The 11,914-nt window shown below is 56.8% G+C and carries 11 protein-coding genes; all 11 read right to left on the bottom strand.

Annotation, left to right across the window (positions count from 1 at the left end; all coding sequences use genetic code 11):
• Positions 1-53: 53 nt before the first annotated feature.
• Entirely contained in the window at positions 54-1,109 is a 1,056-nt protein-coding gene (gene lpxD / locus JQF37_RS22925) for a UDP-3-O-(3-hydroxymyristoyl)glucosamine N-acyltransferase (protein ID WP_130209688.1), read from the bottom strand.
• 3 nt (positions 1,110-1,112) lie between these two features.
• Positions 1,113-1,616, bottom strand: a complete 504-nt coding sequence (locus JQF37_RS22930; RefSeq protein ID WP_007990260.1) for an OmpH family outer membrane protein — start codon at positions 1,614-1,616, stop codon at positions 1,113-1,115.
• A 45-nt stretch (positions 1,617-1,661) separates the two neighbouring features.
• Complete coding sequence (gene bamA / locus JQF37_RS22935; protein WP_130209686.1) at positions 1,662-4,040, bottom strand: outer membrane protein assembly factor BamA; 2,379 nt, start codon at positions 4,038-4,040, stop codon at positions 1,662-1,664.
• A 72-nt stretch (positions 4,041-4,112) separates the two neighbouring features.
• On the bottom strand, positions 4,113-5,465 hold the full coding sequence (rseP, locus tag JQF37_RS22940; RefSeq protein WP_130209684.1) for a sigma E protease regulator RseP: 1,353 nt from the start codon (positions 5,463-5,465) through the stop codon (positions 4,113-4,115).
• A gap of 52 nt (positions 5,466-5,517) precedes the next feature.
• On the bottom strand, positions 5,518-6,708 hold the full coding sequence (gene ispC / locus JQF37_RS22945) for a 1-deoxy-D-xylulose-5-phosphate reductoisomerase (protein ID WP_130209682.1): 1,191 nt from the start codon (positions 6,706-6,708) through the stop codon (positions 5,518-5,520).
• On the bottom strand, positions 6,705-7,511 hold the full coding sequence (locus JQF37_RS22950; protein ID WP_130209680.1) for a phosphatidate cytidylyltransferase: 807 nt from the start codon (positions 7,509-7,511) through the stop codon (positions 6,705-6,707). The genes ispC and JQF37_RS22950 overlap by 4 nt, the downstream gene beginning before the upstream one ends.
• Entirely contained in the window at positions 7,511-8,266 is a 756-nt protein-coding gene (gene uppS, locus JQF37_RS22955; protein WP_130209678.1) for a polyprenyl diphosphate synthase, read from the bottom strand. The genes JQF37_RS22950 and uppS overlap by 1 nt, the downstream gene beginning before the upstream one ends.
• Before the next feature lie 13 nt (positions 8,267-8,279).
• A complete protein-coding gene (gene frr, locus JQF37_RS22960; protein WP_008000041.1) occupies positions 8,280-8,837 on the bottom strand; it encodes a ribosome recycling factor in 558 nt (185 codons plus the stop codon).
• Positions 8,834-9,577, bottom strand: coding sequence for a UMP kinase (gene pyrH, locus JQF37_RS22965; RefSeq protein ID WP_003222124.1), 744 nt, complete (start codon positions 9,575-9,577; stop codon positions 8,834-8,836). The genes frr and pyrH overlap by 4 nt, the downstream gene beginning before the upstream one ends.
• 212 nt (positions 9,578-9,789) lie before the next feature.
• The gene (tsf, locus tag JQF37_RS22970) at positions 9,790-10,656 is read right to left on the bottom strand and encodes a translation elongation factor Ts (RefSeq protein WP_204149765.1); all 867 of its coding nucleotides are present in this window, start codon (positions 10,654-10,656) and stop codon (positions 9,790-9,792) included.
• Positions 10,657-10,847: 191 nt separating this feature from the next.
• Positions 10,848-11,585, bottom strand: a complete 738-nt coding sequence (rpsB, locus tag JQF37_RS22975) for a 30S ribosomal protein S2 (protein ID WP_130209674.1) — start codon at positions 11,583-11,585, stop codon at positions 10,848-10,850.
• Positions 11,586-11,914: the final 329 nt, after the last annotated feature.

Raw genomic sequence — 11,914 nt, forward strand, 5'->3', positions numbered from 1 at the left:
AGCAAATCAAGGACACAGTCTAGCGGCTGCGCACATTTGATATGGAAATGGTATCAGCCATCTGAAGAAGCATTACCGTCAGGGGTCACTTCCCCTACTTGCTTTTCCAGCTGTCGCAGACGCCGTGCGATGTCATCGAGCTGACGGATACGGGCCGCGCTTTTGCGCCACTCGGCCGCAGGCTGCATTGCCGTACCGGAAGAATAGGAACCTGACTCGGTGATCGAGTGAGTCACCATGGTCATTCCGGTAATGAAAACGTTGTCGCAAATATCGATATGTCCCACCAGCCCTACGCCACCGGCGAGCATGCAATGCTTGCCGATTTTGGTGCTGCCGGAAATTCCCACGCACGCGGCCATGGCCGTGTGATCACCAATCTGGACGTTGTGGGCGATCTGAATCTGGTTGTCGAGCTTAACGCCGTTACCGATGATGGTATCGGCGAGCGCGCCGCGGTCGATGGCAGTATTCACACCAATTTCCACGTCGTCACCGACCAGAACGCCCCCGATCTGGGCAATTTTCTGCCAGATACCCTTTTCGTTGGCAAAACCAAAGCCTTCGCCACCGAGTACGGCACCCGACTGAATGACCACTCGTTTGCCGATGCGCACGTCGTGATACAGCGTGACGCGCGGAGCGAGCCAGCCACCTTCGCCAATGACGCTACGAGCACCGATGAAACAGTGCGCGCCAATGGTTGTCCCCGCGGCAACTTGCGCTCCGCTCTCGATGACTACGAAGGCTCCGATACTCGCCGCCGGATCGACCACCGCGTCCGCCGCAATGACTGCGGTCGGATGAATACCGGCGGCCGCCTTGGGCTTGGGATCGAACAGGTGCGAAATGCGCGCGTAGGCGGCGTATGGATCAGGCACCACCAGCACATTACCGGCAAACCCCTCAGCATCAGCGGCTTTCAGCAACAAGGCTGCAGCCTGGCTGCCTGCCAGGTATTTACGGTATTGGGGATTTGCGAGAAAGCTCAACTGAGTTGGGCCAGCCTCCTGCAAGGTGGCTAGCCCAGTAATTGCCTTCTCCGCGTCGCCACGTAACGTGGCACCGAGGAACTCGGCCAGTTGGCCGAGTTTGATAGTCGCAGTCATGGATTACTTCAGCTGATTCATGCGCTCGATAACCTGGCGCGTGATGTCGTACTGAGGTTTGACATCAATCACTGCGCCACGCTCGAAGACCAGGTCAAAAGCACCTTTCTTGATGACTTCTTCCACAGCGCTGTCCAGTTTCGGCTTGAGCTGCTTCAGCATTTCACGATCGGCAACGGCTTTGGCTTCGTTCAGTTCCTTGGACTGGAACTGGAAGTCACGAGCCTTTTGCTTGAATTCAAGCTCCAGACGCTCACGCTCGCCCTGCTGCATTTTGTCGCCACCGGCCATCAGACGATCCTGAATACCCTTGGCACTGCTTTCCAGTGTCTTGAGCTTGGTCAGTTGAGGACCGAATTTTTTCTCGGCATCCACGGCGTACTTCTTGGCCGCATCGGATTCCAGCAGGGCCATCTGATAGTTCAGAACGGCGATTTTCATGTCGGCGAATGCCGGGCCTGCTACCAGTACGGAAGCCAGGAGAACCAATTGAGTCAACTTACGCACGATGCACTCCTACAAAATCCATTGTCGTTATCTTGGGTCAGACGCTTAGAACGTCTGGCCGAGGGAGAATTGGAACACTTGAGTCTCGGCATTGCTGTCCGGCTTTTTAACTGGCATCGCTAACGCGAAGCTCAACGGACCAAGGGCGGTAACCCAAGTCACACCAACACCCACAGAACTGGCCATATTGCTCAGGCTGACGTCGTTACATTGAGTGTTGGACTTCGAGCCATCGGCATTGGTGCTCTGCTTGCAGGTCGAATCGAACACGTTACCCACATCCCAGAATACCGAGGTGCGCAACGAACGCTGGTCTTTCACGAACGGCAACGGGAACAGAACTTCTACACCACCCTGAATCAGGACGTTACCACCAAACGGCAATGGATCCTGGTCTGGATCGACTGCGGTTCCCGGGTTCACGCCCCGGCTCGGGGTACTGCGAGGCCCCAAAGTGCTGTCCTTGAAGCCACGAACCGAGTTGAAACCACCAGCATAGTAGTTTTCATAGAACGGCAAGCCATCAGTGGAACCGTAACCATCGCCATAACCCAGTTCGGTGTGCAGGCGCATGGTGTAGTTTTCAGACAACGGCTGGAACAATTGACCGCGGTAATCCAGTTTAAAGAACGACAAATCGCTGCCCGGTGTTGTCGCTTCCGCAGTCAGGCTTTGGGAATGACCACGGGTCGCCAGTACGCCTTTGTTCAATGTGGACTCGGACCAACCGGCCGAGGCCTTGAAGTTCAGGTACTGATCACCTTGCTGGTTAACGAAGTCGAAAATTTCGTCGACGGTGTAAAGACCCGTCTTGATCTTGTCTTGTTGCGCAGTCAATCCGAAGGTCAGACGCGACGTCTCGCTGATTGGATAACCGACGCTGACGCCCGCTCCCAGGCTGTCAACGGCGTAGCTGGCTACGTTGACATCAAGGTCTTTGTAGTCGGTGGTGCGATAGAAGGCGTTGTAACCCAGGCTCACACCATCAGCGGTCCAGTACGGGTCGACATAACCGAAGTTATAGCGACTTTGATATTGGCTGCGAGTCAAGCCGATGCTGACCTTGTTACCCGTACCCAGGAAGTTGTTCTGGGTGATCGAACCACCGAGGATCAGACCGGCACTCTGGGCAAAACCGACGCTGGCGGTAATCGAACCGGACGCTTGTTCTTCAACGCTGTAGTTCACATCCACCTGGTCATCGACGCCAGGTACGGCCGGCGTCTCAACGTTGACTTCCTTGAAGAAGCCCAGTCGCTCCAGACGTGTCTTGGATTGATCGATCAGGTAAGTCGACGCCCAACCGCCTTCCATCTGACGCATTTCACGGCGCAGCACTTCGTCCTCGGACTTGGTGTTGCCGCGGAAGTTGATGCGGTTGACGTAGGCACGCTTGCCCGGATCCACAGCGAAGGTGATGTCTACGGTGTGGTCTTCATCATGAGGCTGCGGCACGCCGTTGACGTTGGCGAAGGTGTAACCCTCGTTACCCAGACGACGGGTGATCAGCTCGGACGTAGTGGTCATCAGCTTGCGCGAGAACACCTGGCCTTTCTGCACCAGGAGCAGGGACTTGACCTGATCCTCTGGAACCTTCAGGTCGCCGCTCAACTTGACATCACGAACGGTGTACTTGTCGCCTTCGTTGATGTTGACGGTGATATAGACGTGCTTTTTGTCCGGAGTGATGGACACCTGGGTCGAAGCGATATCCATGTTGATATAGCCACGGTCCAGGTAGTAGGAACGCAGACGCTCCAGGTCACCGGACAGTTTTTCACGAGCATACTTGTCGTCGTTCTTGAAGAACGACAACCAGTTGGTTGTCTTGAGTTCGAACAGGTCGATCAGGTCTTCATCCGGGAAGACCGTGTTGCCCACCACGTTGATGTGCTGGATAGCGGCAACGGTGCCTTCGTTGATGTTGACCTTCAAACCGACGCGGTTGCGCGGTTGCGGTACCACTTCGGTGTCGACGGTGGCGGAGTAGCGACCCTGAGCGACGTACTGGCGCTGCAGCTCGTTACGTACACCTTCAAGGGTCGCGCGCTGGAAGATCTCGCCTTCGGCCAGACCGGACTGCTTGAGGCCCTTCATCAGGTCCTCAGTGGAAATCGCCTTGTTACCTTCGATCTCGATACTGGCGACCGACGGACGCTCGACTACAGTAATAACCAGGACGTTGCCATCGCGGCCCAGCTGGATATCTTGAAAGAAACCGGTTTTGAACAACGCACGAGTGGATTCCACCAGGCGATGATCATCCGCCTGTTCACCGACGTTCAACGGCAAAGCACCAAAGACGCTACCCGCGGAGACCCGCTGGAGGCCATTGACGCGAATATCAGAGATAGTGAAGGACTCGGCGTGAACTTCGGCGATCATCAATACGGTGAGAACCGCAGTTAGCAGCAGACGTTTCATGAAGTCCTTTCTTATTCCAACTGGCAATAAACAAACTGCCGCAAAATGCGGCAGATTCGCAATTCAGCGACGTTACAGACGACCCAGATCATTGACCAGAGCAAGCAACATCACTCCGATCACCAAACTGATACCGATCTGTATCCCCCAACCTTGCACCCGATCCGACAAGGGACGACCACGCGCCCACTCAATCAGATAAAACAACAAATGCCCCCCATCCAGCACAGGAATGGGCAGCAAATTCAGAACCCCCAAGCTAATACTCAGATAAGCAAGGAAATTCAGGAAATCAGCAACACCCGACTGGGCCGAAGCGCCCGCCACTTTAGCAATGGTTATCGGTCCACTCAAGTTTTTTACCGAGAGCTCGCCGAACAACATTTTCTTCAGCGAATCCAGGGTCAGCAGGCTCATGGTCCAAGTACGCCGTGCCCCCTCCCCAATCGCGGCCACCGGGCCGTAACTGACCTCCCGAATCATCTCCGGCGGCCAGTCGACAGGCTTGACCCCTGCCCCCAGGTAACCACTCGGAGCCTTCCTGTCGCCACGCGCAGCCAGTGTCACAGGGACGTCGATTCGAGTACCATCGCGCTCGACCCGCAGCATTATTTTGGTATCAGGACGCATACGGACGGTGTCGACCACTTGCTGCCAGTCATCCAGCGCCTTGCTGTCCAGCGCCAGCAGTCGGTCGCCGGTTTTCAGGCCAGCAGCCTGCGCCGGGCCCTTTGGATCAAGCTCAGCCAGGACCGGCGGCAACGCCGGACGCCAAGGACGGATACCCAGCGATCGAATCGGATCCGGCTCATCAGCCCCCTTGAGCCATTTATCAAGGGCCAGCTCACGCGGAGAATCGACTGTGGAGCCTTGTTCACGAACCAACACTTGCAGGGAACCGCTTTCCCCAAGTCGACGGACCAACTGCAAATTCACCGCAGCCCAACCGGAAGTCGGCTCACCGTCGATGGAAACAATTTCCTGACCCGGGCTCAAACCGGCCTTGGCGGCGATACTGCCAGACTCTACGGCCCCGATGACCGGGCGCACCTGCTCGCTGCCGAGCATGGCCAGCACCCAGAAAAACACCAGGGCCAACAGGAAGTTGGCAATCGGCCCAGCCGCTACGATGGCAATACGCTGACGGACGGATTTTCGATTGAAGGATTGGTCGAGTTGATCGACAGGCACTTCGCCTTCACGCTCGTCAAGCATCTTGACGTAGCCACCCAGCGGGATGGCAGCCAATACGAACTCAGTGCCTTTCTTGTCGTGCCAGCGTAGCAGTGGCATTCCGAAGCCTACGGAGAAGCGCAGCACTTTGACCCCACAGCGACGAGCGACCCAGAAATGGCCGAACTCGTGGAAGGTAACCAGCACGCCCAAAGCTACCAGGGTGCCGACAATCATATAGAGCGCGCTCATCTATTTTCTCCGCATTCCTATCCGGTGCCGCATGGGCCAACGCATTGCACACTTATCGCCCGTGACGACTCAACCATCGTTCAGCCAGCACACGCGCCTTCGCGTCTGCCGTGAACACTGCCGCGAGATCATCCACTGCTACCACAGGCTCGAGATTCAAGGTTTCCTCGATGATACTCGCGATTTCCGGGTAGCGAACCCGTCCGTCGAGAAAGGCCGCAACCGCGACCTCATTGGCCGCATTCAACATGGCCGGCGCACTGTTGCCTGCCTCGGCCGCCAGACGGGCCAGGCGCAGGCAAGGAAAACGCTCCTCATCGGGCGCCTGGAAGTCCAGACGCGCGATGGCAAACAGATCCAGCGGCGCCACACCCGAATCGATCCGTTCCGGCCAGGCGAGCGCATGGGCGATTGGCGTGCGCATGTCGGGATTACCCAATTGAGCCAACACTGAGCCATCGGTATAGTCGACCAGCGAATGAATGACGCTCTGTGGGTGAATCACCACTTCGACCTGGGAAGGCTTGGCATCGAACAGCCAGCAGGCCTCGATCAGTTCGAGCCCTTTATTCATCATGCTGGCCGAGTCGACCGAAATCTTGCGCCCCATGGACCAGTTCGGATGAGCACAGGCCTGCTCGGGGGTAACATGCGCCAGCTCAGCCATCGGCGTCTGCCGGAACGGGCCACCCGACGCCGTCAGCAGAATCCGCCGCACACCGACTGCCCCCAGGCCTCGAGCGAAATCCTGCGGCATGCACTGGAAAATCGCGTTGTGCTCACTATCGATCGGCAGTAACACCGAGCCACTTTTGCGCACAGCCTGCATGAACAACGCACCGGACATCACCAGTGCTTCCTTGTTGGCCAGGAGGATTTTTTTGCCGGCCTCGACTGCAGCCAAGGTCGGACGCAAACCCGCCGCGCCGACAATGGCCGCCATGACTGCATCGACTTCAGGGTCGGCGGCGACCTGACACAGACCTTCCTCACCCACCAAAACCCGGGTCGAAAGACCTGCCGCACGCAGATCATCCTGCAACACTCGAGCAGCCGCCGCTTCAGGCACTACAGCGAATCGCGGGGTATGACGCACGCACAGCGCCAGCAGCTCACTCAATCGTGTGAAGCCGCTCAGGGCGTAAGCTTGATAGCGCGCAGGATGACGAGCGATGACATCGAGGGTGCTCAGACCGATCGAACCCGTCGCCCCCAACACGGTAATCTGCTGTGGGCGGCTCACGGTGCAGCCATCCACAACAATACGGCAAATACAGGAATCGCGGCGGTCAGACTGTCGATCCGATCCAGTACACCGCCGTGCCCCGGCAGTAGATTACTGCTGTCCTTGATCCCCGACTGACGCTTGAACATGCTTTCGGTAAGGTCGCCCACGACTGAAATAAACACGATCAACGCCGCACCGATCAGGCCCTTGAACAGCTCGGCAACCGTCCAGTCACGGAAAAACCCAACCAGGACAGTGATGATCAGGCTCAGCGCCAAACCACCGTAAACGCCTTCCCAACTTTTGCCCGGGCTGACTAGCGGAGCCAGCTTGCGCTTGCCGAACGCCCGACCGGAAAAATACGCGCCGATATCAGCCCCCCAGACCAGCACCATCACCGCCATGATCAACCAGTTCCCCAGGGGCTCCTGCTTGATAAGGACCAGGCCTTGCCAGGCCGGCAGCAGAATCAGCAGTCCGATCACCAGCTTGCAGGCCGCACTGGCCCAGTGATCGCTGGAGCGTGGATACGTCAGCACCAGATAGGTCGCAATGCCCCACCAGAGCACCGAAGCCCCCAGTATCCAGGGCGCGAGCCCCGGCAACAGGTGCATGACAAACAGCATCAACGCGACGACTGCGGCGTAGGCAATGCGCATCGACTGCTCATTGAAACCCGCCAGGCGAGCCCACTCCCAACCACCCAGGGTCACTACCAACCCTATAAACAGCGCGAAGGCAGAGCCCTCGAGAAGGAAGAAACCGCACAGGGCAATCGGCAGCAGGATCAGCGCGGTGATGATTCGTTGTTTGAGCATTAAACCCGGGCTCCAGCCTCGACCTGCTCGCTCGTTTTACCGAAGCGACGCTGGCGAGATGCGAAATCGGCCAGCGCATTACGCATGGCGTCGTGTTTGAAGTCCGGCCAGAACAGGTCGGAGAAATACAATTCGGCATAGGCCAGCTGCCACAGCAAAAAATTGCTGATGCGGTGCTCGCCACCGGTACGGATGCACAAGTCCGGTAACGGCAGATCACCGGTAGCCAAACAGGTTTGCAACAATTCCGGGGTGATGTCTTCGGGCCTCAGGTGCCCCGCCTGAACTTCCCGAGCCAGGCGCTGCGCCGCCTGCGCGATATCCCACTGACCGCCGTAATTGGCGGCGATCTGCAGAACGAAGCGATTGGCGCCTGCGGTCATGGTCTCGGCTTCACGCATCGCAGCCTGAAGCTCCGGGTGGAAACGCGAACGGTCGCCAATGATGCGCAAGCTGATGTTGTTGTCGTTGAGGCGCTTGGCCTCACGACGCAATGCCTTGAAGAACAGATCCATCAAGGCACTGACCTCATCGGCCGGGCGCTGCCAGTTCTCACTGGAGAACGCGAACAAGGTCAATACCTCGACCCCCGCCTCGGCGCACACCTCGATGACCGCACGAACCGCATCCACGCCCGCTTTATGCCCGGCGATACCCGGCATAAAGCGTTTTTTCGCCCAGCGATTATTACCATCCATGATGATCGCGACATGGCGCGGCACCGCAGGCGGTGCAATCTGCTTGGTCTTTTCCATGAAAACGTGACCCTTATACGGCCATCAGGTCTTTTTCTTTCTGCGCCAAATCCGCATCGATTTTAGCCACGAACTTTTTGGTCAGATCGTCGATTTCGCCAGTGGCGCGACGCTCTTCGTCTTCACTGATTTCCTTTTCCTTGACCAGATCCTTGAGCTGGCTGTTCGCGTCACGACGGATATTGCGCACCGCAACACGGGCGTCTTCAGCAACATCACGAGCCTGCTTGGTGAAGCCCTTACGGGTTTCCTCAGTCAGGGCAGGCATGGAAATCAGCAGCAACTCACCGAGGTTGGTCGGATTGAGGTTCAGACCAGCGCTGCCGATCGCCTTGTCCACAGCACCCAGCATATTGCGCTCGAAGGCAACAACTTGCAGGGTGCGAGCGTCTTTGACAGTGATGTTCGCAACTTGCTTGATCGGCGTGTCGGAGCCGTAATACGGCACCATGACACCTTCCAGAATGCTTGGATGCGCCTGGCCGGTACGAATACGACCGAAGTTGTGCGCCAGCGATTCCACGGATTTCTGCATGCGCTCTTGAGCGTCTTTCTTGATTTCGTTGATCATTGTTGGCCTTCCTCGATCAGGGTCCCTTCAGCGCCACCGTGCACGATGTTCAGCAGGGCGCCGGGCTTGTTCATGTTAAATACGCGCAATGGCATCTTGTGGTCGCGGCACAGGCAAATGGCCGTCAGATCCATCACGCCCAGCTTGCGATCCAGTACTTCATCGTAGGTCAGATGATCGAACTTCTCGGCATGCGGGTCTTTGAATGGGTCAGCGGTGTAGACGCCATCGACCTTGGTCGCCTTGAGCACGACATCGGCATCGATTTCGATTGCACGCAGGCAGGCTGCCGAATCCGTGGTAAAGAACGGGTTGCCGGTGCCGGCTGCGAAAATCACGACGTCCTTGGAGTTCAGGTGGCGCATGGCTTTGCGGCGATCATAGTGATCGGTCACGCCAACCATGGAAATGGCCGACATCACAATGGCCGAGATATTGGCACGTTCGAGCGCATCGCGCATCGCCAAGGCGTTCATCACAGTGGCCAGCATGCCCATGTGGTCGCCCGTGACCCGATCCATGCCAGCCTTGCTCAGCGCCTCGCCGCGGAACAGGTTACCGCCGCCGATCACCAGACCGACCTGAACACCGATGCCGACCAGTTGGCCAACTTCCAGCGCCATGCGATCCAGAACTTTCGGATCGATCCCGAACTCTTCCGAGCCCATCAGGGCCTCGCCGCTAAGCTTGAGTAGAATGCGTTTATAGCGAGCCTGATAACCACTGCCCTGCTGAGCCATTGCGAATCTCTCCTGCGGCGTATTTTAAAAATTCTTTGCGAGCTGTTTTCAGCTGGCGTTCACTCTAGCTTGGCGCTGCTTCAGCGCCATCGGAACATGGCTTTGTAAGTCAGTTCCAAAAGGAAACCAATTAAAAATTGGTGCCCCATCTGAAAAGAGGCTGCGCGCGTGAGCGGGCAGCCTCTTCAGGGCGACAGTTAAAAAAAACCGTCTTATTGCTTGGAAGCAGCCGCAACCTGAGCAGCAACTTCTTCAGCGAAGTTGTCAACTGGCTTCTCGATGCCTTCGCCGACCTTGAAGTAGGTGAAGGAAACGATTTCTGCGCCAGCTTTCTTGGCCAGGGCACCAACGGTGACTTCCGGGTTCATGACGAAAGCTTGCTCGACCAGGCTGGCTTCGGCCAGGAACTTGGTGATACGGCCAGCGATCATCTTCTCGACGATTTCTGCTGGTTTGCCTTTCATCTTGTCTTCGTTCAGGGTCATGAAAACACCCTTCTCGCGCTCGATGGCCTCTGGCGAAACCTGCGATGGCAGCAGGAACTCAGGGTTGCTTGCCGCCACGTGCATGGCGATCTCTTTGGCCAGCTGTACATCGCCGCCCTTGAGAACAACAGCAACACCGATCTTGTTACCGTGCAGGTAGGTGCCGACAACGTCACCCTCTACGCGTACCAGACGACGGATGTTGACGTTTTCGCCAACTTTGGCAACCAGGGCTTCACGAGCCGATTCCTGAGCGGCGATCAGCGGAGCTGCGTCGGTCAGTTTTTCGTCGAAAGCTTTTTCTACGCTGGCAGCAACGAAGTTCTTGAAGTCGTCTTGCAGGGCCAGGAAGTCGGTCTGCGAGTTAACTTCCAGCAGTACGGCAGACTTGTCGTCAGCCTTGATGGCGATTGCGCCTTCAGCGGCAACGTTGCCCGCTTTCTTGGCAGCCTTGATGGCGCCCGAAGCACGCATGTCATCAATGGCTTTTTCGATGTCGCCGCCAGCCTTGGTCAAGGCCTTTTTGCAGTCCATCATGCCTTCGCCAGTACGCTCGCGCAGTTCTTTGACCAACGCTGCAGTAATCTCTGCCATTTCAAAATTCCTCTTGGATAGGTTATCAACCATTCCACCCGATCGAACGGGCGTTCAATTCTTCCCGAACCACCCTTGTTAGCTGCCGCACGTTACAGATGAAGCAGAGGGCGCCAACAAATGGTTTCCGAGGTGGCAAAAAGGGGGCCAAGCCCCCTTTTTGCTTACTGAGTCAACGCCAGGGGCGTTAATTACTCAGCTGCAGCTGCCGGAGTTTCTTCAACGAAAACTTCGGTGCCGCCAGCAACGTTGTTGCGACCACGGATAACAGCGTCAGCCATCGAACCCATGTACAGCTGGATAGCGCGGATTGCGTCATCGTTGCCTGGGATGATGTAGTCAACGCCTTCCGGGCTGCTGTTGGTATCGACTACGCCGATAACCGGGATGCCCAGCTTGTTGGCTTCGGTGATCGCGATGCGCTCGTGATCAACGTCGATAACGAACAGAGCGTCTGGCAGACCGCCCATGTCCTTGATACCACCCAGGGAACGATCCAGCTTTTCCAGGTCACGGGAGCGCATCAGCGCTTCTTTCTTGGTCAGCTTGGCGAAAGTACCGTCTTCGGCTTGTACTTCAAGGTCACGCAGACGCTTGATGGAAGCACGGATGGTTTTGAAGTTGGTCAGCATGCCGCCCAACCAGCGGTGATCGACGTACGGCGAACCGCAACGTGCTGCTTCTTCAGCAACGATCTTGCCAGCGGAACGCTTGGTGCCGACGAACAGAATCTTGTTTTTGCCCTGGGCCAGGCGCTCTACGAAAGTCAGAGCTTCGTTGAACATTGGCAGGGTTTTTTCAAGGTTGATGATGTGGATCTTGTTACGCGCGCCGAAAATGTATTTACCCATTTTCGGGTTCCAGTAACGGGTCTGGTGACCGAAGTGCACACCGGCCTTCAGCATATCGCGCATGTTGACTTGGGACATGATAGTTCCTTAATAAGTCGGGTTTGGCCTCCACGTATCCCAATGACCAACCAGCAGCATCAGCTGAAGGCACCCAGGTCATCGTGTCGACACGTGTGTGGATTTAGGCTTTTCGGGGCATCCCCGGAAAGCGGCGCATTTTATACCACAAGGGAGGAAAAAACGGAACCCGGATTCTGAAATCCTGGCAACCACACAGTTCCCGCCCTTGGAATCGGCCCACAATGCACCATTGTATGGAGAGAAGCGATTCACAGAGCGGCGGATTTGCCCCGATCGTCTGTTAGAATTGCGTTTTTCAGGGCTGCGAAGTTCGAATGCGCAACGCC

Origin of the sequence: Pseudomonas sp. MIL9, assembly GCF_016887925.1 — a bacterium.
Classification (GTDB): domain Bacteria; phylum Pseudomonadota; class Gammaproteobacteria; order Pseudomonadales; family Pseudomonadaceae; genus Aquipseudomonas; species Aquipseudomonas mohnii.